The organism is Cerasicoccus sp. TK19100, assembly GCF_027257155.1.
GTDB lineage: Bacteria > Verrucomicrobiota > Verrucomicrobiia > Opitutales > Cerasicoccaceae > Cerasicoccus > Cerasicoccus fimbriatus.
The window spans coordinates 40,976-64,344 of sequence record NZ_JAPWDU010000004.1; the positions used below are offsets into that span (position 1 = coordinate 40,976).

Below are 23,369 nucleotides of genomic sequence, written 5' to 3' on the forward strand. Positions count from 1 at the left end.
TCATGTTTGCCCCATGCCCTCTCCTTTCCCTTGCCAGCGCCCCGCTGCCCCCGAACGCACTTTTACCAGCAACACCGTCGAGCGCGCCATTGCAAGCACCGTCGACGCGATAGCCGACCCCGAGCTAGCATGGCTGTTCAGCAACTGTTTTCCCAACACGCTCGATACGACAGTCGACTTCGAGCTCATCGACGGTCGGCCCGATACATTCATTATCACGGGAGACATTGATGCGCTCTGGCTGCGGGATTCGACTGCGCAGATTTGGCCCTATCTGCCGCTGATTAACGAAGACGCCGCACTGCGCGAGATGGCCATCGGGCTCGTCCACCGGCAGGTGAAATGCGTGCTGCTCGATCCCTACGCCAACGCGTTCTATAAAGACTTCGGAAAAGTCTCCAAACACAATGCCGACCGTCCCTCGCCAAAGCCCGGCGTCCACGAGCGCAAGTGGGAAATTGACTCTCTGTGCTACGTCGTGCGGCTCGCGCACGAGGTGTTTCGGCTGACGGGCGACCCTGCAATTTTTACCGACGACTTCGACCGCGCGATGCGACTTATTGTCGCCACCTTTCGCACTGAACAGCGCCTCGACGGCCAGACCCCCTACCGCTTCGAGCGCACGGTGGATATCCCCATCGACGCGCCCCCCTTCCAAGGGACCGGCCACCCGGTCAAGCCCTGCGGGCTCATTTGCTCGGCCTTCCGCCCCTCGGACGACTCGACGATTTTCCCCTTCCTCGTGCCGGCCAACCTCTTTGCGATGCTGTCACTGCGCCAGCTGTCTGCACTCTATAGTGAAACGCTAAGCTGCCCGGACTTTGCCGCCGAGTGCGCGGCGATGGCCGATGTTATCCATACCGCGATCCAACGCCTCGCCGTAACCGAACACTTGGACTTCGGCCCGATCTACGCCTACGAAGTCGACGGCTACGGCAACCGCATTTTTATGGATGACGCCAACGTGCCCTCGCTCATGTCCCTCGCCTACCTCGAACCGGCCTTTGCCAGCGATCCCGTTTACCAGAACACCCGACGCTTCTTGCTGAGCGAGGCCAACCCCTACTACCTGCGCGGTTCGGCCGCCGAAGGCCAAGGCAGTCCGCACACCGGCAAGGACAGCATCTGGCCGATGGGCGTCATCCTACGCGCCCTCACCTCCACCGACGAGGCCGAGATCCGCGCCTGCCTGCAAACGCTCGCGAACACTCACGCGGGCACTGGATTTATGCATGAATCCTTCCACCGCGACGACCCGGCGGTGTTTTCGCGTACGTGGTTTGCGTGGGCAAACACGCTGTTCGGGGAATTAATTCTACAAATACAGCGAAATTGCCCGAAATTGCTCCAAGAAACTTTTACTGATTAAAACAGGGGTTACAGCCGGCCTTTGATTAGCTATCCTTATACGAGCTGAGCGAATTGGCAACGTTTACCGTTTCAATGGGAAATGCCATTGACTCTGTGTGTAGGTGCCCTATCAGCAATGCTTACCATGACTACCATCGTAGATATCCACGCACGTGAAATTATGGACTCGCGCGGCAATCCGACCGTTGAGGTCGATGTCGAGCTCGACAGCGGCGTTATCGGCCGCGCCGCCGTTCCCAGCGGTGCCTCGACCGGTGAGCACGAAGCGCTTGAAATGCGCGACGGTGACTTGCCCGCGAAGGACTTCCCCAAGGGCTTCGACCGCAAGGGTCGTTACCTCGGTAAGGGCGTTCTCAAGGCCGTAACCAACGTCAACACTTCCATCGCGGAAGCCCTGATCGGCATGGACGCCTGTGACCAAGTCGGTGTCGACACGGCCATGTTCAAGCTCGACGGCACCGCCAACAAGAAGAACCTCGGCGCCAACGCCATTCTCGGTGTTTCCCTGGCGACTGCCAAGGCTGCTGCTGAGACCCTCGGCCTGCCGCTCTATAAGTACATCGGCGGCCCGAATGCGAAGGTTCTCCCCGTTCCCATGATGAACATCATGAACGGCGGCGCTCACTCCGACGCTCCGATTGACTTCCAGGAATTCATGATCATGCCGATTGGCGCGCCGACATTCCGCGAAGCGCTCCGCTACGGCGCGGAAACGTTCCACAGCCTCAAGAAGGTCCTCAAGGGCATGGGCATGAACACCGCTGTCGGCGACGAAGGCGGCTTTGCCCCGAACATTGAGTCCACCGAAGCTGCCATGGACGCCATCGCCATCGCGATCGAAAAGGCCGGCTACAAGCTCGGTAAGGACATCGTCTTCGCACTCGACGTCGCTTCCTCCGAATTCTACGACAAGAAGAAGAAGAAGTATGTCTTCAAGAAGTCTTCCGGCGACGTTCTCTCCGGTGACGACATGGTCGCCTTCTATCAGGACCTCTGCAAGAAGTACCCGATCCGCTCCATCGAAGACGGCTGCGACGAAAACGACTGGGACACCTGGAAGAAGCTCACCGACGCAATCGGCGACACCACCCAGCTCGTCGGCGACGACCTTTTCGTCACCAACACCAAGTTCCTCAAGAAGGGTATCGATCTCGGCGTGGCCAACTCGATCCTCGTCAAGGTCAACCAAATCGGTTCGCTTACCGAGACCCTCGACGCTGTCGAAATGGCCAAGGAAGCCCGCTACACCAGCGTTCTTTCGCACCGCTCCGGTGAAACCGAAGACAGCACCATCGCTGACATCGCCGTTGCCACCAACTGCGGTCAGATCAAGACCGGCTCCCTCTCCCGCTCCGACCGTATTGCCAAGTACAACCAGCTCCTCCGCATCGAAGAAGAGCTCGGCGAACAAGCGATCTTCGGCGGCAAGCTCTAGCAGCATCCCGCTGCACCCGAGATCCAACCTTTGGTTGATCCGAGAGGCAGATTACCAAGTTTTCAAACCGGCGTCCACATGGGCGCCGGTTTTTTGTTATAAAAAAAAAAGAGCTGAGTGGATGGTTTATCATCGAATCAAGCGCTAGACATAACAGTCCAGAGTCGATACGCTAGGTTCTTTCCCCGTTCCCTCATGCATCCCCCTGCCCGTTTATTTCGCTGCTGCCTGGCAGCTTCGTTGCTCATCGCCGCCCCCCTGTTGGCCCAAACCCAGCTGGATTACCCACCAGGCCGCGTGCTCGCTGATGACATTGCGCAGATGGACTTCCAGCTAGCGCCGGACTATGCCACCCAACACCCCCGGCTGCTCTTTTTTGAGAAAGACCGCGCAGCACTTCAGCAACGCGCCAAGGATGAGCCCGAGCTCTGGCGCGCCGTCATTGCCCACGCCAACGGCATAAAGCACAACCCGCCCGACGAGGCTCGTATCCGCAAGGGCGACAAATACTGGCGCGCGGAATACATGCAGTCCGGCGCGCTGGCGTGGTTCGTGACTGGAGACGCCGCCTACCGCGACGGCACCATTGCCTGGATGAAAGCCTTTTGCGCCGTGGACGTGTGGGGGACGGGCTTCCGCGACAATGTCGACCTGCAAGCCGCGTGGTATCTCTACCACATCTCGATCGCCTACGACATACTTTACGACGAAATCCCCGCCCATGACCGCACTGCCATCGAGCAAGGAATCATCGACCACGCCGAGGCCTTGTATGCCGTCCACGCTGGCGACGAGGGACATAAAATCCGCTACGACCAAAACCACACCTACATCCCGACCACGGCGCTCACTGCCGCCGCGCTTACTTTGTATGGCAGAGTGGACGCTGCCAAAAAGTGGCTCAACCAGTCCGCCGCCATCCTGCGGCGGAGCCGCTACGTCCAGAGCGAGGACGGCTACTATTACGAGGGCTTCGGCTACTATGTTTACGCGCTTCACTGGCAGGTGCGCGCCGCCGAGCTGCTCTCCCGCGCCACCGACGAAAACTACTTTGAGCTGCCCGTGCTACGCGACACCTGGATGAACGCGCTCTACCTGAGCCTCCCCGGTGACGCCGGTGCCTATGATATCGGCGACTGCTTCAGCTGGTCCAAGACCGGCGAACGCAACGGCCTGTCGGTCAACAACCACACGATGATGTGGGCCATCGCCTCGGCCAACGGTTCCCCAGAAAACCAGACAGCGGGCAACTTTTATCAGGCGCGCAAGCCAGACCTCGACTACCCAGCGGCGGCCTTTCTGTGGTTTGACCCCGCCATTGAGCCCGCACCGTTCGACACGATCCCGCCCTACCATTATTTCCCGGATCACGACATCGTCTCCTGGCGCTCCGGCTGGGACGACGACGCCACGTGCGTGCTCTTCCGCTGCGGTCCGCCGCTCGGCCATGCCGCCATGGATAAGCTCGGCGAGCTTGATGACTGGATCATGAACTGCGGCCACGTTCACCCCGACATCGGCGCGTTTTGGCTCTACGCCAAGGGGCAATACCTCGCGCTCGACACCGGCTACCTCGCCCGCAAATGGACCGAGGACCACAACACACTCCTCATCGACGGCAAGGGCCAGGGCATCGACGGCAGCTACTGGAATGACCGCGGGGCCGACTACGGTATCTTCGACCGGGCGCATATCGACGTCGTCGAGCTGACCGATGAATACTTCCTGGCCCGGGGCGAATTCGGGTCGGCCTACACGCCGCAAGTCGCAGGCGTGGAGCTGCACCGCACCGTGGCCGGCACCAAAGACTGGATGCTCGTCTTCGATGAAATGTCTGCCAACGACGCCCACGCGCTAACCTGGATTTGCCACACCGAAGCGCCGTTCAAGCAAGTCGGTGAAAGCTATGTTGCCACCATGTCGAGGGCCAGCCTCGCGGTGACGCCACTCTCGCCCCGCGCCCTCACCCCGACCATGCAGCCGGCGATGGTCGAGTTTGGCAGTGGCCCGCAGAACCCCCAACCGGTCCAAACCGGCTACGAACTTTTGCTGACTATGCCCGAACCGCAAAGCAAGGCCTACATCGCGAACTTACTAACACCGCTGGACCCCGACGAAGCGCCCCCCACAGCGAGTTTACGCTTCGAGCACGGCAGTCCAATCGTCCTTGAAATCCGGTTTGCCGATGGCACGCAACAGCAAGCAGCCATCGTCCCCGACGCACCAAAGGGCACGCCCAAAGTCATTCTCAAGTAGCCATTTGAATCACTCTTAGCGTTTGTAATTTCGGCAGACTGCGGCCATGATCGGTTTCGTTTACTGAAACCCGCGCACCACCGGCGGGCGTGTTATCATGCACCTGCTACCAATAGTCGACGAAGCCTGCTGCGACGTTTGCCGCACGCAAACCTCCATCTATGTCCAGACCGGTAAAAACTTTATCAAAACCCGGCACCCTGCGGGTTATCAAATTGATCAAAATGCCGATTAACCGGCTAATAAATCGGTTATCACTCAAGAAGTTACAGTCAAGCACCGCCGAGTAGAACCAAGCGCCGCCATCCAGGGAGTCTTTTGGCGAATGCTCTGGATAAACATGGTGCTGCGCATGGCCTTTGTCGCCATCGGTGCCTTTCTGGGTGCCGAAGGTCGCGGTATTCTGGTGGGCGGGCTCATCGGCCTGATCATTTACGGTTTTGCCGTGCCGCTGCTCAAGCGCAACCACTGGAACTGCGTCATCCTGCTGACCAGCCTGGAGCTGTGCTTCCAAGTACGGGAGTGGATGCTGGCCTTTGGCTGGCTGGCTGGCTTCCAAACGCAGTTCCTGCTGCTCACGGCGATCACGCTGCTCTTTGACCACTTAAGCTTAAAGCGGCGCATCACACTGGCCCTGCTCCCCATTGCCTTGTACTGGATCAGCGGTTTCATGCTGAGTGGTCTAATCCCCGCCATTTCCTTATCGGAACCATCGCTGCTCACGCTACAGGCGCTAAACGTCACCTGCTTCGTCGTCGTAACGATGATGATCGTCGTTTATTTCGCGCAGACCGCGACGCGGGAAAAGGAGCGCGCGCAGCACTTGGCGGAATCCCGGGCGCGGGTCGTCGCCAATCTCAGCCATGAGCTGAAAACGCCCGTTGCCGCCATCCTGACCACGGCTCAGTCCATGCTTCGTCATGAGCGCACTAGCGATAAATACAAGCAAGCACTGCGGCTGTGCGAACGTAACTCGCGCAGCATGAGCCAGCTGATCCGGCGCATGCTGGATCTCGCTAAAGCCGGCTCCGACGCCTGGGAGCCCAACCTGCAAACGCTCGATCCGCGCGAGTTGCTGGCGACCTCGATCGACCTGCACACCCCCCTCGCCCAAGACGATGGCGTGGACATGCTGCTGGTTTGCAAGGAAGGTAAATCCATCGAGTCCGACGCCGACTTACTGCTGATCATGGTCAACAATCTGCTCGGCAACGCGATCCGCTACACACCGCGGGGTAAGGCGGTCATCATCCGCTACTCGCCCGCCACCAAAGAGCATGGCCCGATGATCTCGGTGATCGACGAGGGCCCGGGCATTCGCCCCGAAGTGCTGCCCCACATTTTTGACGCGTTCTACCAGGATCAGGAAGCCCGCAGTCGGCAGTCGACCGCGCATTCCAACTACGGCCTCGGCCTCGCGCTGACGGCCGAGCTCGCCGAGCGGCTGAAGATAAAAATCGAGGTCGAGTCCAGCCCGGGCGACGGCGCGGCGTTTCATTTGATTTTGCCCACCACACTTTAATGGCTTTTCCGCGCCGAAAATTGCCGCTACCTCATTTTCAAGCAACCATCCCTACATGTCATTTAAAAAGATCATCATCACCGGAGGCAGTGGCAAGGCAGGCCGCGCCGTGGCCAACCACCTGCACAACGGCGGACGCGCCATTATCAATGTCGACATCAAAGCGCCCGAGCCCAAGCTCGCCTGCCGGTTTATCCCCGTTGATCTGACCGATTACGGACAAGTCGTGGACGTCCTGGAAGGCGCGGACGCAGTGGTCCACTTTGCGGCAATTCCCTCTCCGAGCCATGGACCGCAGAGCGAGATTTTCCGCAACAACACCGTCTCAACTTATAATGTGTTTCAGGCCGCCCGGTTGCACGGCGTTAAGCGCATCGTCTGGGCCTCGAGTGAGACTTGTTTTGGCCTGCCGTTTCATCAGGAAAAACCGGATCACGCACCGCTGAGCGAAAACGCGCCGCTCTATCCGGAGTCAGCCTATGCACTGACCAAAGTGCTGGGCGAAGAGATGGCGCGCCAGTTTCACCGCTGGTCCGGCATCACGATCATTGGCCTGCGCCTGTCCAACGTCATGGACCCAGACACCGACTATGCGAAGTTCAGCAAATGGCAGGACGACCCCAAGCTCCGCGCCGTTAACATGTGGGGCTACATCGACTCACGCGACGTCGCCCGCGCCACCGAATGCGCGCTTTACTGCGACTTCAACGGCGTTGACTTCTTTACCATCGCGGCGGCAGACACCGTCATGCGCATGCCGAATGATCAGCTAATGGCGGCCGCATATCCCGACGTCCCCTACACGCCGACGCCCGGCCCGAACGATGCGCTCTACGATATTTCCAAGGCGCGCGAGGTGCTCGGCTTCACACCAAAATACAGTTGGCGCGACGAGGTGTAGGCGCGCTACTGCTTCAGCTCGATCTTGCGAAAACGGATGGGTGAGCCTTCGCTTTGCAGTGCGATGGCACCTTTGGCTGGCTTGACCTTGGTGATCTCGTTTACCGTTTCGCCGTTAACGATGACGGTGATGACATCGCCTTCGGCGCGGAGCTCCATCGCGTTCCATTCGCCGATTGGTTTTTCGTTGGTTTGTTTGCGGTCCAGCCGCGTCACTGGCACGCCGGGTGCCACAAACATGGAGCCCTCGCCCACAAAACCAGGCAACTGGCCAATGGCGTAAAAGTCGCCTGCCATGCCATGCTGTAGCTGCACCTCGACACTGCTTGGCCAGGTGCGGAATCCACTCGTGGCTGGCAAGGCATGGAGCAGCACGCCGCTATTGCCGCCCTCCTCGTTGTCCCATTTCCACTCAAAGCTCAGCGTGTAGTCGCCGATGTCTTCTGTCAGTACCAGGTAGCCACGAGGAGCGCCCGAGCAGACCAACTCATCGCCCTCGACCTTCCAGGCATCGGCACCATTGAGCGCGGTTTCGCCATCGTAGAATGCTAGATCGGCAATGGGCTTATCGGGCAAGGTCGTCGTAGCAGCGTGCCCGAGTCCGGCAAGCAGCGTAGTGGCAAGGAATAGGCAGGGCGCAAGGGATTGATTCATAAGCCCGGAGTATGCCAGCAGCGCAGGCGGCATGAAAGGCAAATCGCCCAAGGCGTTAACCGATTCTAAATCTCGACCAAATATTTCAGAAAAGTCTGCGTGCTGCCTACTGCGCAGCCTTCTTGCGGCGGCGGTAAAAGTCCAGCGCCCCCAGCAGGATCAAGCATCCCCCGAAAGCATAAGTCGAGGGCTCCGGAATCACACCCGGAACAATCTCACCCGTGCTCAAAATGTAGGCGTCATAGACCCCCGGAGCCAAGCCATAGGGATTCACGAACTTAATCTTGCTCAGCTGATCAGAGGTGATGCCGTTGCCGTTGGAACCAATGAAAAATTGGTCGAGACCGCCACCGCCGGTGCCAGCACCTTCGCCCGTGCCCAGGTTGAGCGGATTACCCGCCCAGTCCGTCACGTAAAGCGTTTCCGAGCTGGACCAATCAAGACCCGAGCTATCGGCAAAAGCGATCTTCGACGACGTGGTTTCCCCGGTAAAGTCGATGTTGGAGGCCGAATCGAGCGTGAGGCTCAGCGTGCTCAGGGATTCGTTGGCATTACCCACCGCAATCGTGCCGCCGGTAAACTGAACCGTCGTCGTGGAGCCAAACTGGATGTTCGTATCCGGGCTGCTCTCTTCAATGAACAGCGTGCCGCCGTCGATGCTGATGTTAGTCGTGCCACCGCTGTCGAAGCCGAGGCGTGGATTGGTTCCTGTGCCGGACATCTGCAATGTAGTGCCGTTCTGAATCGACAAGGTGCCATCGATCTCGCCGGTCTGCGATCCGCTCAGCACCAACGTGCCACCACCGGTCACATTGACGTCCTGATTGCTGGAAATAGCCGTCTGTATTGTCGCGGTATGGCCGCTATGAACGTTGACGAACGCCGTGTCGATCAGGCCGTTGTTACCCGCGCCATCATCGAAGGCGATCTGCTTACCATTGGTGTCGAAGACGATCTCACCGCCGGAGCCGTGGCCAATCGTCACCGTGCCATCGCGGAAATCCAGACCATAAACATTCTCACTGCCGACCTTGGTCACGGTATAAGTTCCGCTGGCCGCCCCGGTTCCACCGTCGTTGGCGGCAAAGGTTGCGACCTTGTAATCGGTAAAGGTGCCGGTAGTGATGTTGCCCGTTGGGTCGTTGCTCCAGTTGGTGTTCGTGCTGTTCCAGGTGCCAGTAGCGGTGGTCGAATTCGTGGCACCAGCGGTGGAGCCGTTGATATCCCAAAAAACGCCTGCGGTGAAGCCCGCCGTTTGCACGTGGTAAGAACCGGGTGTGGAAATGATGTTACCACCGCCAACGTCGGCACCGCTATCCACCCCACCCCACACGGCCGTGTCCGCGGAAGATACAAACCACGAGCGCGTGGTCGTCGAAGTGCTGGCGTCCGGCATTTGCCACGCTTTGTCGATCGTGCTGGTGCCGTCGATCAGCTGCGTGTAGAGCGCCCATTGCGTATCCGTGTTGATGCTATTCGGATCGTTATCATTGTAGATCCAGACATAAGCCTGCTGGCCCGGAGAAAACGTGTAGCCTGTATCTGCCCCCGTGTAGGAGGAAGTCGTTTGCTGGCTGGAACTCAGGCCCGCACTATCCACATAGAGGCCGAGATTCGACCCGCCTGCCGTGTAGAAAAACGGATCACCGTCGAAAGCGTGCCAGTTATCCGCCCACTGATCGAAGTTGTCCGCGGTCGGGACGAAGCTCCCAAACGTGCCCAACTCGTAGGTGTAGCCGTTGCTGGGTGATGGAACCGAGGTTCCGTCTTGCTGCACGATTCGATTGAACGAAAGACCCGTCCCCCAGTTAATAGTAATCTGGGCGGCCAAGGCTCCTGGCAGCATGCATAATAAGATGAATCTGGCGCGTTTAGTTAGCACTGAACAGTATATCTGGAATAGAGCTTAAGGAGTCGGTTGCGGCACAATCAGCACCGTTTCGTCCCCCTCTGGCAGCTTGATGAGACTCGCGCGATCACTGCGGAACGACAGCGAGTTAGGTGAATCGTTGAGGTCAGTAAATGGAGGCCCGCCGACTTCCGCATAGTTCACCCATGCGTCCTCGGTATCGTCGAAGAGGAAGAACACCGTGGTGCGTCCATCGACTTCCGGGTCCGTCGGCCAGAGAATGATTTCCGCGGCGTTGTCCGGATCGTTGCCAGCCTGGAAGACACTGGAGGTCATGCCGCGGCCATTCTGGCCGGAGTCTGCGCCATCGACCGGCACCTGTGTCACCGGATACATGGCACCAATCAGGTTGAAGCCGGCAATGGAAGGATCGTCGCCATTGTCATTGAGGACAACCGCCGCATCGTGGTTACGCACCTTGCCGTAGGCATACAGCTTGGAGGCTTCCTGGCGGGAAATGATCACGAAGCCGGTGGCCGGATCGATGTCCAGCGTGGCCTGATCTTCAAATGGGAATAGCTGATCTTCGCGCACCCAATAAGCTCCCTCCGTGATGCCGAAGAAGGCGAATTCCGGGCCGTAGTAGGCCAGCATGTAGGCCTCGTATTCTGGAACCGGGCGTCGGTTATTGTAGATGTAAATGTGGGTGGCGAGATTCGGGTCATCGCTTTCCTGACCTTCAAAGATCGTGTCCTTATCAAACAGCTCGCCGAACTGCTTGAAGCGGCGGATCTTGATATCCGACCCACCCAGCGCGGGCATACCGTTGGCGGTGTTGAAGGTATTGTCACTCTCCGAGGTGTAGGAGTAGATGTCCGCATCGGTGCGCAGCGTGATCTCGTCCACATCGCCGGATTCGATCTCGAAACGATGCCCTTCCAGCGCGCCACTGGTTACCTCCACGTAGTGCGTGCCGCCCGAGAGCAGAGCGCCAAGGTCCGCGCCATTGGCGGAGCTGTTCAAGTCGAGCGTCGAGCCAATCACGGTGTCAACCGTGCCGCAGAAAACTTCGTCGACCGTGAACGGCGTGGACCAGGAGTTGGCCTCGGCGGGCTCCATCTGCGTGGCCTGCCAACCATAGGTTTGCGTGTAAAGCGTGGTCGTGCCCGTGGTCACCGCGAGGCGAACCAGACCGAAGTCCGTCGAGACAAAGCCCGAGGCCGACTGGATGTTGCCATAGGTAATCGTTTCCGAGCCGCCGTTGTCCACGCTGGTAAACGGCGCGCCAACTACAGAGTTTGCCGGAATCGTCGCGATATTGAACCAGGTGCCGAGCAGATCGTTCGTGCCTTGCAGCGTGTAGCTGACATTCAGCAGGCCATCCGGGCGGGTGAAGATAACATCGAAGCGACCGGTGTTGGCATTGATCAACTCAACACGCAGCAGCGGTTCGCTGAACACGGCGGAATTGGTGTCGCCATTGAGCGCGCGTTCGAGGAAGTCCGATTCGCAGTCATTGTCGTCGTTGGCCACGGCGCTCGCGTCGTAGAACGAAGTGCCGCTGCTGATCGTGCTACCGCTGGTGACAACGATACCAGTGATGATCAAGTTGTCATTCGGGTTCTCGTCGTCGCCCGTGCTGTAGTAACCAGCTGGATCTGTTTCGCGAATGATGTAGGTGCCGACCGGGACGCTGGCGAAGCTGTAGTCGCCGTTGCCATCGGTGACGGCTGGCGAAGCGTAAACGATATCCACCGGGTCGACGAGGCCATTGCCATTGGTGTCGAGGATCAGGTCGATCACCGCACCAGCCAAGCCGGGCTCGCCGCCATCGAAGTCGCCACTCAGGTTCAAGTCGTTGTAAACCGTGCCGGAGATGGAGCCGAACTGCGCCTCCAGGAAGATCAGGTTCGAAATCTCATCACCCCTGCTTGCGAGCGTGAGCGCAGTCTCGTCACCAATGATGTTGTTAATGGTATCATTCGCGCCATCGGTGTCTGCGATGCTGATGTAGCCAACCGGCTGAGTCAGCTGCACAACGCGATAATCACCGAGCGGAATGTTCTCAAAGGTGAAGGACCCCGAGGCATTGGTGGTCGCTTCCGGCTCCTGCACGCCGCCGGTATCCGGATCAATGTCAATCGGTGAGCCATCAGCATTACGTAGCGTCAGCACAATGCCGCTCAGGCCGGCATCACCGACGCCGTTACCATCGTTGTCCGCCAGCACGGTGCCGGAGATCGTGCCGACGTTGACTGCATTAAACTCAGTCGCGGAAATCGGGCCCGGCTGCTGGTCGCTGGACAGTTCAACGATGTTCTGAACCTGCGCAACGCTGGGGATCGGGCCATCGACAGTCGCTTCAAACTCGATAGTCATGGAATCACCAGCTCCGAGACCATAGTTGGTCGCCAGACTGGACGGATCGCCCGGAGTGCCGCTTTGGGACGCAATAGTCGTTACGGTCGCGGTGATCTGGATGTTATCGAAGTAAATAATATCCGAGGATTCCATCCCGCCTTCGGCAATGATTCGAAGCTGCGCGGTGCTGGTAAAGAAGGCCGACGAGATATTGGTCGTAGCCGTGGCGTAGGAAGTCACGGTCGGGCCACCAACGGTCTGCAAGGTTGTCCAACCACCCGAGCCGGTTGCGCGGATTTGAATGGACGCCTCGTCATCCGCGAAGCCATTGCCGTCGTAGCGCCAGTCGAAGGACAGCGTCACGGTATCACTGGCCGTAAAGGTCGAGAGGTTGATGCCGCGCTGCAGGTATGGCTGAGCGCCGCTTCCATTATCACCAATGATGCGGAATGCGTTGTTGCCGCCATCGTTGACGACCCGCAGGTCACCGTTGTTGGTATTGCCGTTTTCGTTGATCTCAGACCACGAGCCGTTGGACCAACCCGGCGTGCTCACGCTGCCATTGTTGTAACTAGTGCTGGGCCAAGTTTCAGAAACCACCGTCGACGTCGACGTGCCGGAAACGTAGGTTGCCGGAGCGGTTACGCTGACGGAAGATGGTACGTAGGTGATACCAGTTGGCAGCACATCCGTGACATCAATTCCCGTATGCGCGATCGAGTCATTGTTCTCGACGGTAATTGTATAGGTGATCGTTTCACCCGGATCGACGGCGCCTCCATCAACTGCGGATTCATTTGCACCGACCTTGGTAATGGTCAAATCACCGATCTGCGGCTGATAGCCGAAGTCGTTACCCGTATCGTCACCATTGGCCGATACCGTTATGTCGTAATACGGATTGGCGGGCGGAATCGGGAAGGAAATGCTGTAGTTCACGCCATTAGGCAAAGTGCTTTCATCAACACGGATGCGGTATGTCCCAGCAGCCAAGTTGTTGATCGTATAATTGCCCGAGCCATCGACGGTGTCATTCGGTTCGTTGGCGTCGCGGACACCATTGGAATTCAAGTCAGCATAAACAACGACCACACCACTGAAGCCGGATTCGCTGAAATCAAAGCTACCATCGCCGTCATCGTCTTCCCAAACTTGACCGCTGATGCTCGCGGTTTCTGCGGTTAGCAAACTATCGGTGTCGGAGCCACTCACCAGCGTGCCAAACTCATCTTCAGCATTCGTAACGGTGGCGGTGTTAACAATCGGGCTACCCTCACCGATAACGGTAAAGTTGACGGTGATGGTATGCGTAGCACCGATGGCTAGCGTGCCGAGGTCGTTCCAGGTCAACGTCCCCGCAGACGTGGTGGATGGCAGCGGCGAAGCCGATACATAATTCAATTGGGTATCGGAGAAACTATCCGTGAACGGCACCGTGTCGAAGTTGGTGTTACCATCGTTCGTAATCGTGATGGTGTAGGCAACTGAAGCTCCGTAATTAACGGTAGTCGCACCGCCATTGAGCGTCTTGCTGATGCTCAGATTGGGGCCTTGGTTGGTGTCGAGGAATACGTTGCTGCCGTAGGTCGTGTTGGGCGAAACCGTCAGACCAATCTGGTTGTCATTCGCGCCCACAGAGTCCGCCGTGCTCAGGTAGTTGTTTGGATCGATTTCGAGCAGGAGGTAATCTCCGGCCGGAACATCGAAGCTGAAGTTGCCGGAGCCGTCGGTCACCACGGTCGTGTAAACATCTTCATTGAAATCGACCAAGCCGTTTTGATTGATGTCTTCGTAAATTTCAATCGTCACGCCAGCGATGCCGGAATCCGCGTCGCCGGTGTCGCCATCGCCATCAAGGTCGTCGCGCACCTGACCACTGATCGTCGCAGGCAAGCCATCAATGAAGTCGGTGTCGGATTCATCCGCACCGGCACCGAGATTGATGACGGTAATGCTTGGATCACCGCCATCCGAGTCGCTAATGGAAACATAGCCAGAAGCATCCTCGGCAACGATCTGGTAAACGCCGGCACGCAGGTTGCCGAAGCTGAAGACACCGCCGCCGGAGGTCGTTACTTCAACATCAACGCCATCGAAGACGCCGTTGCCGTTGCGGTCGATGAAGACGCGAACGCCGTCAATGCCAACATCGCCGTTACCATCGCCATCGGTGTCGTCCAGGACTGTGCCCGAGATGCTACCAGGCAGTAGCTCTTCCAAGAAGTAGTAACCGCCGTTGAGCCCGATCGTTACCGTGATGGGAGTGATATCACCAATGCGGTTTGCGATACCACCGTCGGAATCGCCCAAGCTCTGGTATCCAGCTGGTTGCACTTGGCGCACTTGGTAGGTAGCACCCGGAGTCAAGTCGCTGAAGAAGAACTGGCCGGAGACATTCGTTGTCGTTGTCGTGGCTTGGATGCCGGGGCTTCCCGGATCGCTGTCGATGCTGGCAGCGCTCGCGTCGAGTAGCTCAATGATTACGCCTGCGATGCCAATGTCGCCATTGCCGTCCCCATCGAAGTCTTCATAGACATAGCCGATGATCGTGGCGGGCTTTTGCTCGACGAAGGTGTTGCCCGTGGTCGAGACGCCATCGGTGATGACGATGAGCGTGACGTCACCGAGGATGTTCACATCACCACCGTCATCTGCGCCTGCTACGCTTAAGAAGCCAGCTGGCTGCGTCTGGCGGACCTGGTAGCTGCCGGGTGTGACGCCTTCGAAACTGTAGGCTCCGTCGCTGTCGGTGCGGGTAATGGTCGGCTGCACGCCGGGCAGACCCGGGTCGCTGTCAATTGGGTCACCGCTGGCGTCGAGCAGCTCGACAAAGACATTCTCGATGCCCAGGTTGCCATTGCCATCGCCGGTGGTGTCCTCGAGAACGTAGCCGCTCAGGATGCCCTGTGCCGGGTCGTAAATATTGTCCGTTACCGTCGAATCAACTGCCACGCCCTGCTGATCGCTCACGACACTGGCGGTGTTCGTAATGGCGGCACCAGCCGGCTCGGCAACGACCTTTACCTTGTAGGTGATGGTGATATATTGGCCGTCAGCCAAGGTGTAATTGTTGCCCAGTTCGTTGTTTGATGGGAAGTTGCCAACGGATCCGGTCTGCGACGCAGAGTCCGTCCAATTAACGCTGATCACCAGATCGTCGAAATAGACGTAGTCGGCATTTTCCAACACGCCGGTTTCGGAGTATATACGCAGCACCGTGTTGCTGGTGAAGAAGCTCGGATCGATCGTGATGGGCGATCCCTGGTCAACGTAATTGGCGTCATCGGCTACATTGCCGCCCTCCGTGCCAAGCGTCGTCCACGGTGCACTGCCATTGGCCGAAATCTGCACATCGACCACGTCGTCGTCGAAGTTCAACGATTCACGGCGGAAAGTATAATCGAGGGTAGCTGAGTTTGCAGCCGAGAGGTCCAGGCCGCGACCGGCACCGAAATCCTGAGACTCCACGCGGAGTGACCACGTCGACGGAGATGAATTGGTGTCGTTGAGGATTTGCACAAAGCCGGAGCCGAAGCCATTGGCCTCGTTGATTTCAAACCAGTTGCCAACCCAACCAGGTGCACCGCTGGCTGCGAGCGGCGTGCCACCCGCGCCATTCTGGGATTCGAAGTTGTCCGTGATGTTCGTTGTAGCGGAGATATCGTATCCGGACGGAGAGGAGAAATTCAGGCTGCCTGCGACGAAGGTAACATCGGCCGGCAAGGTATCGGTGATATCGATGCCTGTATGCATGCTGCCAGAATTGTTCGAAACCGTGATCGTGTAGGTAATCGTGTCCCCTGGTTCAACGTCGCCCGTGGCGTTCGAAGTCTTGAACACGCCCAGACCTGCGAAGGCAAAACCGGTGTCATTCGCCGCAGTGGTCGCACTGGCGCTGACGGTAACACTCTGCGGATCGTTGCCCGTGGTCGGCGTCGTGTCCATGCCGGCTGGCAGGGTCGAAGTATCCACCTTGATCGAGACCGAGCCGGTAGCCGGAATGGCCAGGATGTAATCACCGGCTGCATCGGTTACGTAGCTGACTTCGTCATCGTTGTCCCCGGGGATGTTGTTTGCGCCATCGGGGTCGAGAATGCCGTCGGCGTTGACATCGTAAAATACCGTCACGCCAGAGAGATCGGGCTCGCCCGGATCCAGCACGCCATCACCATCCAAGTCGATGAACAGGTGACCGGAAACGCCTTGCGGCTGTTGGTAACCAATGCCGGTAAACGTATTAACGCCAGCGACTGCGGTGAGCGACTGAGGCTCGTTGTCCACGCCCAAGTCCGTGGTCAGCGTGTAGCCTGCAGGGAGGGACGACTCGACAACGTTCACCCAAACTTCACCCGGGGCGACTTCTGCCGTATAGCTACCATCCGCCAAGGTGCGAATGGTCTGCACATTGCCCAGTGAATCAGTGATGACAACATCCACGCCGCCAATGCCGTTTTCGCCAATGCCGGGCGTCGTATTACCGTCGCCATCCACGTCATTAAAGATGATGCCGGTCACGGTGGTCAGCTCTAGTCCGAAGTCCGCATCGGCGTCTTCGCCGGGTGCCAGCGTAAGTGAGAAATAAGTTAGCGCTGGCGTGGTGATGGAGAGCGCATCATCGAGGAAGTTCTCATCGATGCGCACGGTGTAGCTACCCTCGGCCAAATTACCGATGCGGTATTCGCCGTTGGCATCGGTGATGTCGAACGGCTCGTTGGCATCACGCACGCCGTCGTCATCAAGATCGAGGAAAACACGAATGCCGGCAATGCCGCCTTCGGCACCGTTCTGGGCACCGTTGCCGTCATCGTCCTGCCAGACCGTGCCACTGACGCTGGCCGCGTCGGTAGTGAGATCTTCGTTGGTGTCCTCAGCCGGAGGAACGGGGTTGCCATCGGTGTCGATCGCATAGCGGACTTCGCCCACGTTCAAGGCCGGATCGCACTCGCCGACCACGAGGAAGGTCAAGGTAATCTGCGTCGAGGCAGACGGTGCCAAAGTCGCCGCGCCAGCGAGCAGGTCATTCCACTGCGCCACGCCGCCGCCCTTTGAATCAGGCGATGGTGTCGCAGCCAACAACTGCAAACAGGAGCTGTAATTGTCCGTGAACGGCAAGGTCTCAATGGTGGTGTCACCGGAGTTGGTGATATCGATCGTGAACTCAACCAGGTTCCCATAATAAGCGGTTTGCGGACCACCGACGAGCGTCTTGACGACGGTCAAAGACGGATTGGTGATCGTGAGCAGTTCGGTGTCGGTGTCGCTCGGGTCATTGAACGCGGAAGTGGCATTGGCCGTCGCGGTGCTGGAGGCCGGATTGCCGGAGTCAGCCGCCGTGTAAGTTACCGTGATGGTGACGCTTTCGCCAACTTCCAAAGCACCGAGATCATCCCAGGTCAGCGTGCGGGTGCCTGTGGAAACCGTGTTGCTATCCGGGCTGACGGATGCCGAGACGAAAGTGAACTCGCTGTCTTCAAATTCATCCATCAGCTCCACGGAATCGAGGTCCACGTTACCCACGTTGGTAACGGTAATGCTGTAAATAACCTGGTCGCCAACGATCGCGTTGCCGTCCGATGGGCTCAGCAACACTTTGTCCACCACCACGCCCGCGGTGTTCGGAGTGGTGAGTGGCACGGCGGCCTGATCCTGAGAGCTGTCCGTTGGGTCGTCGTCGTCGAAATACGTGACCGTGAGGCCGGTGCCCACGCCCGCGTTGATGTCGCCATCGTCGCCATTCGTGGTATCTGTGGCCGAGGGGAATGCTGCGGTGAAGATGCCGGTATTGACGCCGGTTTCCACGAGAGTGACGACGTCGGTGTCGCCCGAGCTGGTGGTGATCATCACCTGCACGGTGTCGATGGCACCGGGGTCTTCGTTTTCATCATAATCGACGAGACGCACGCCAATGGACTCACCGCTGGTGTAGGTGTCGGTGTCGGGTCCGTTGTCGCCGGTGGTAAAGTAGATGCGCGACGGCGTGCCGCCATCAATGCCCGCCAGCGTGACGGTGCTCTGCATCGTGTCAGAAACGGTGCCTTCTGTGCCCTCATCCGCCGAAACAGTAACGGTATAAACGCCGTCCGTTGCCGGGGTTTGCCACTCGTATTCGTAGGTAATCGAGTCTGAATCACTCGCGATCACCGTTGCCACGGAATTCAGATCGCTCGGGTCCGGGATCAGCAGGTTGGCGCTGTTGGGATCAGTAATTTGAATGCTCGGGTTGCTGATGTCCGAAGTGCCAAAGGGGTCGCTGATCGTGGTGCGGATATAGAACTTCTGGCCGACAAAACCGTCGGCGGCAATGCTGCCATTGGGGAATGGTGCGTCGTAGATATCCACATTTTCCACGTCAATAACGGTCGTTGCCGGGAGCGCCAATGCGCTCGGGTAAGTTCCGCTGTCGTAGAGAATATCGTAAGTAATTCCGGTGCCATTGAGCAGCCCAATATCGATCGCCTCACCGGGATTGATGGTGAAATCCGAGCCAAGCAGACCGCTCCAGTCCAAGCGATAAATGTTCGTCGCCCCGGTCGAGATGGTAGTCACCGTCGCGGTGTCGTCTTGGAAGAAGCTGTTTCCACCGACGGACAGATCGACGGAAATATCCGCCGTAGCACCCAGCGTCGCCGTGGTTTCAATGAAGACCGTAGCGCCCACTGCGCCATTGGTCGGCATGCTGAAAGTGGAACTCATCGTCGGCGATTGCGAGAAGCTGACGGCGTTATTCACCGAGCTGTTGATCGCAAAGGCGGCCACCGCCCAGGCATCACTGCCGCCAAAGGTCCAGCCGAAGTCCGCCGAACTTTCTCCGGGGCCAATAATCTTGGAAGAAATTTCACCCTCGGAACCATCACCCGTGGTGCCTTCAGCCTTCACCGGACCAAACACATTGTCCTGCCCGGGATTCGCGGTGATCGTGCGCGCGTCGTCCTGAGAAACATAAGCATAAACCAGGTCACCCGGATCACCCGGCACATTGGTGATGGTAGCCGAAGTGGAGTAACCGCTGTTGGTTTGTGGCGTGTCGAAGGGGCTGCCCTGATCCACGTTATTGAAGGTCGTGGCCACGACGATAATCGAGTCTTCCGAACCGCCGTTGACGCGGCCTTCGATCATGGACACATCCACATCGCCATTGCCCAAGGCTGGATTGAGCACATACCAAATTTCAACGAAGGCTTCTTCCGTCGTGCCCTGGTCACTCAGCTTCGTAGCCGTTTGTGGGGCCGCCGAATCGGAGTCCCAACGAACGCTGCTAATGTCGAAGCCGGTGTAATTTTGGTCTTCCTCACCGAAAATAGCGATCACCAGAATGCGGTCATTGCCAGCATTAACCGTGTGCGCCAAGCTGACCGTAGCTGAAGCGCTGGAGCTGAAATCGATGCCCGCCACGTAGGTGTCAAAATCCGAGGGACCATTTTGCTCCACGCCGGACTCCATGGTGAGGGTCGAGCCGGGGCGGCCAGCGGCACCTGGCTCAACACGGCTCAGGGCATTGCCTGGCGCATTATCGCGCAGGTAGAGCAGCTTTTCGTTGGTCGGAACGGGCACTGTCGCGGTCGCGGAATCGGAATTCGGCAAACTAACGGGGTCGCCGGGGTCAGTGGCCGTAACGCTGATCGTGTCACCCACGTCCATCGTCAAAATTCCATTCTGAGAGGAACCCGATGTACCGCCGGCAGTGGCAAGTGGACCACCCCGGAAGACGCCGGTATCAGCACCGGTTTCGGTCAACTCAACCAGCTCGAAGTCACCGTTGTCCGTGTTGGTCACCACGACAGTGAAGGTGTCGGCGGTGTTCTCGCTAATGCTCAGGTCGGAATCAACTAACTGCAGGTAAATATCGTCGCCGATGTCGTAAAGTGAAACCGTCGCATAGCCGTTGTCGGTGAAATTGATCGACGGGGCGACGCGGTCATTGACCACGTTAATCTGGCTGGAAGACGACAGCGTATCGGCGATCAGCACTTCCGGACCAATGTCCAAAATCGCGGTATTCACCAAGCTACCTGCGGCGGCGGGATCCAGCGTGACATCAAATACGACCAACAACTCCTCGCGGACGCCGATAGTCGGCAGAATGATGCCGTCACCATCGAGCGGGAACGGCGTGCCCGAAGGATCATCGGCCTGCGCAATGCCGCCGACCTCTAAGGTGCCGGGAACATATGTAACCGTGCTTGGCAGCTCGTCGGACAAGACCAGGTCGGCCAGCGGAACGGCCCCCAGATTTGTCACGCTGATCGTATATTCTACGGTGTCTCCCGGCTCATAGATGCCGTCACCATCGGAGACTTCCTGAGCGGTTTTCACGAGCTGCGGAAAGGGAAACGGCGGTACCGTTGTGCCCAAGTCCAAGTAAGGATTGCCCGAACCCGCCGTGCTTGGGTCCTGCCCCCAGGCTGCAGTGATCAGCGTGCCATCGACCGTGTAGAGCTTCATGCCCGTCTGGTCGTTATCATTATTGTCGTAAACCTTGGTCTGCTGCAGGCGATTCAGGTTGAAGGCCACGTCGTAACGGTTGCCATTCGGGTCGGCATTTGGGCCGGTGGAGGCGTCTCCATCGTAGTCCACATAAACCACGGTGCTATCGGTGACTGCGACCCATACCGGGCTACCCTGGGCGTCCGGTATGCCGTTGCCATCGCGATCATCCGCGCCTGGGCCCCAGCCGACGACAACTTGCGGCGTCAAAATTTCTTCCGGCACGAGGCTGAAGCCCCAGTCCCAGGTATCGTTATCCGTGCCAGAGGAACCGCCGTTGTTCGTGCCAGCCGCGACGCTGGCGACGCCAAAGAACGGCTCACCTCCCTGCGAGTTAAAGACCGCGCCGGAGCTGGTTGGCATGGTGTATTCCGCAATGGCACCCGGGCCGATGTTGATCGTGCCAGAGCTGACGAAGGTCTCGAAATCCACATCAATCGCAGTGCCACTCGGGTTATAAAGATAGACACGGGTTGGCTGGTTGTTGCCGGAGCTGCCAACCGGGTTATAGTACCGCGAGCTCCAGGTATCGATCGGCAGTTGGGTGAACCAACGTGCTTCCAGATTACCGCCGTTGTTGCTTTGGTTACCGGTGATCAGGTGGACCTGCACCTTCTCGGTAGAAGTGATCGTGCCACCGGTTTCAACGCCGTTGGCAAAGAAATTTTCGCCCTCATTGAGCGTGCGGGTCAGGTCCACGATGCCATCGCCGTCCAAGTCGATTTGCACCGTGTTGCCATCTTTCACCGACATGACATAGACGGACACATACTCGAACATCTCGTCGGAAATGCCTGCCATGTCCTCACCGATCGGGAACTCATACTCTCTACCCAGGAAGGCGACCGAGTAAACTTCCACCGCGCCGGCCAGAACGGTACCGGGATCGGTCGCCCATTCTGCACGTGTCATGGCAACGGCCTTCGTGGAGGCCAGCTTATCACGCGCGTCAAAGAGAATGTTGGAGACATTGCGCGGTGTCGGGACATCGTTGGTCAAGGCGATGACGGCGTCCGCATCGATGATATCCGTCGCGAATCCCGGAGGGATACCGTTGGACGGATCGTTGTCCCCCCAGATCTGCGTGCCACCGGGATTGCTCGCACTGTAGATATTTACCGGATTGGCGATATCGATGTCATAACCATTTTCCCAATGGTCATAATAAATGATCGTTGTGTCGCGGGTAGTCGTCAGCGAGGTAACGCTCCGCATCGTCTGCCCGATGCTGCGGGTGGGCTGAAGCTCCGCGAGCGTACGCTGCATGGAAGCCTCGGGCAGCGGTAGGTAGAAATACTGAACCGGCTCAGGGCCGGCCCATAAAACTGAAGTAAAGCCAAAGAGCAATGCGCCGATCAAAGTGCGCACCAGTAAAGCAAAAGTTGTAGTTTTTCGTTTCAAGGGAATTTATCGATGAGGAATTTACTCCAATGAATAGCAGGTCTAGTTAGTAGTTAAGAATCAAATACAAACCTACTAATCAGAGGTGAAAGAATTGACAAACCATACGGTTTAAAATAGCAAAACATTAATAAAAAATGAAGGATTTACAAAAAGAGTCGGAAAAGACACTATTATTCCAGAGAAAATTGCTCAATAGCAAAGTCTTCACCTTGCTAATATTGGGGTCATTATCCCTTATCTTCTGTAAAGGCCTTTCAGCCCGTTCTTTAGACTGGGGCGGCTCGGTATATGCAGTTAACCTACAGAGCGATTTGGCCACCCCATTGGACTCTAGTTACGTTTTCTATCTGGGATATTTTGCCGACTTTACTCCGACCCCCAGCAACGTCGCAGATTGGGCGGAAAATTGGGAAACCATCGATGCCGTGAATTACAACACCCAGTATAGCGTGTTCAACGCAAGGCACGAGGTAACCAACACCGACCCAATTGGAGAACAAGGCTATATCTGGGGCGTGCGCCGCACCCGCGACGATATGGAATGGATTCTCATTACTGACCCGGCCTGGATCTGGCCCAGCGACGGCGTGCTCGAACAAAAGGTAAACTGGATGGTCGGCTCCGCCACTGAAGCAATTATTGGCTACATCAATGGTACTGGTTACCAGATGGTGACTTCACCAGTAAGCAACACCACCCCAATCCCCGTCATCTCCTACGACCTGTGGGCGAAGAAGTTCTTCGCGGACACGGACGCCAATGCCGGTGCCGAAGATGACGCGAATGGCAACAACGTGGATAACGTCATTGAGTTTGCCCTGGACATCGACCCGACCGAGGCTACGACCGGTCCACTGTTCACGCCTGGCGTAGTCAAGTCTCCCAGCGAAACCGCGCTCCCAGAAAATGAACAAAGTGATTACCTGGGCGTAGTCATCCAACCCTCCATCGACGCCGATATCCAGGTAAATGGCTGGGTCTCGCCCGACATTCATTTTGCCGAGAACGTCTCGGCGGCCGTGGTGGAGTCCCTACCCGATGGCTTCATCTTGATCCGTGATTCACAGCCAATCGGCGTCGGCAGCAAGAGCAAGTTTCTGCGACTTGAGTTCACCGAGAATCAATAAAGCGTT

At 57.8% G+C, this 23,369-nt stretch carries 9 protein-coding genes; 6 read left to right on the plus strand and 3 right to left on the minus strand.

Annotation, left to right across the window (positions count from 1 at the left end):
- Positions 1–13: 13 nt before the first annotated feature.
- The 5 genes from O3S85_RS10365 to O3S85_RS10385 all read left to right on the plus strand — a co-directional run bounded on the left by O3S85_RS10365 (position 14) and on the right by O3S85_RS10385 (position 7,485).
- The gene (locus tag O3S85_RS10365; RefSeq protein WP_269540225.1) at positions 14–1,369 is read left to right on the plus strand and encodes a glycoside hydrolase family 125 protein; all 1,356 of its coding nucleotides are present in this window, start codon (positions 14–16) and stop codon (positions 1,367–1,369) included.
- A 126-nt stretch (positions 1,370–1,495) separates the two neighbouring features.
- Entirely contained in the window at positions 1,496–2,806 is a 1,311-nt protein-coding gene (eno, locus tag O3S85_RS10370) for a phosphopyruvate hydratase (protein ID WP_269540226.1), read from the plus strand.
- 195 nt (positions 2,807–3,001) lie between these two features.
- Positions 3,002–5,062: a DUF4962 domain-containing protein gene (locus tag O3S85_RS10375; protein WP_269540227.1), complete on the plus strand. Its 2,061-nt coding sequence runs from the start codon at positions 3,002–3,004 to the stop codon at positions 5,060–5,062.
- Positions 5,063–5,387: 325 nt separating this feature from the next.
- Positions 5,388–6,584, plus strand: coding sequence for a sensor histidine kinase (locus O3S85_RS10380; protein WP_269540228.1), 1,197 nt, complete (start codon positions 5,388–5,390; stop codon positions 6,582–6,584).
- Between the two features lie 55 nt (positions 6,585–6,639).
- Positions 6,640–7,485, plus strand: a complete 846-nt coding sequence (locus tag O3S85_RS10385; protein WP_269540229.1) for an NAD-dependent epimerase/dehydratase family protein — start codon at positions 6,640–6,642, stop codon at positions 7,483–7,485.
- A 5-nt stretch (positions 7,486–7,490) separates the two neighbouring features.
- Here O3S85_RS10385 and O3S85_RS10390 read toward each other — a convergent pair whose 3' ends face one another.
- The 3 genes from O3S85_RS10390 to O3S85_RS10400 all read right to left on the minus strand — a co-directional run bounded on the left by O3S85_RS10390 (position 7,491) and on the right by O3S85_RS10400 (position 22,233).
- Positions 7,491–8,138, minus strand: coding sequence for a 3-keto-disaccharide hydrolase (locus tag O3S85_RS10390; protein ID WP_269540230.1), 648 nt, complete (start codon positions 8,136–8,138; stop codon positions 7,491–7,493).
- A gap of 106 nt (positions 8,139–8,244) precedes the next feature.
- On the minus strand, positions 8,245–9,984 hold the full coding sequence (locus O3S85_RS10395; protein ID WP_269540231.1) for a hypothetical protein: 1,740 nt from the start codon (positions 9,982–9,984) through the stop codon (positions 8,245–8,247).
- Between the two features lie 60 nt (positions 9,985–10,044).
- Positions 10,045–22,233, minus strand: coding sequence for an SdrD B-like domain-containing protein (locus O3S85_RS10400; RefSeq protein ID WP_269540232.1), 12,189 nt, complete (start codon positions 22,231–22,233; stop codon positions 10,045–10,047).
- Positions 22,234–22,547: 314 nt separating this feature from the next.
- On the opposite strand from O3S85_RS10400, the gene O3S85_RS10405 reads away from it, so the two are divergent.
- Positions 22,548–23,363 carry a hypothetical protein gene (locus O3S85_RS10405; RefSeq protein WP_269540233.1) on the plus strand — a complete coding sequence of 272 codons (816 nt, stop codon included), beginning with the start codon at positions 22,548–22,550 and terminating at the stop codon, positions 23,361–23,363.
- Positions 23,364–23,369 lie beyond the last annotated feature (6 nt).

Coding starts and splice junctions, on each gene's coding strand:
- O3S85_RS10365 (WP_269540225.1), top strand. CDS start 14: ATGCCCTCTCCTTTCCCTTGCCAGCGCCCCGCTGCCCCCGAACGCACT.
- eno (WP_269540226.1), top strand. CDS start 1,496: ATGACTACCATCGTAGATATCCACGCACGTGAAATTATGGACTCGCGC.
- O3S85_RS10375 (WP_269540227.1), top strand. CDS start 3,002: ATGCATCCCCCTGCCCGTTTATTTCGCTGCTGCCTGGCAGCTTCGTTG.
- O3S85_RS10380 (WP_269540228.1), top strand. CDS start 5,388: ATGCTCTGGATAAACATGGTGCTGCGCATGGCCTTTGTCGCCATCGGT.
- O3S85_RS10385 (WP_269540229.1), top strand. CDS start 6,640: ATGTCATTTAAAAAGATCATCATCACCGGAGGCAGTGGCAAGGCAGGC.
- O3S85_RS10390 (WP_269540230.1), bottom strand. CDS start 8,138: ATGAATCAATCCCTTGCGCCCTGCCTATTCCTTGCCACTACGCTGCTT.
- O3S85_RS10395 (WP_269540231.1), bottom strand. CDS start 9,984: ATGCTGCCAGGAGCCTTGGCCGCCCAGATTACTATTAACTGGGGGACG.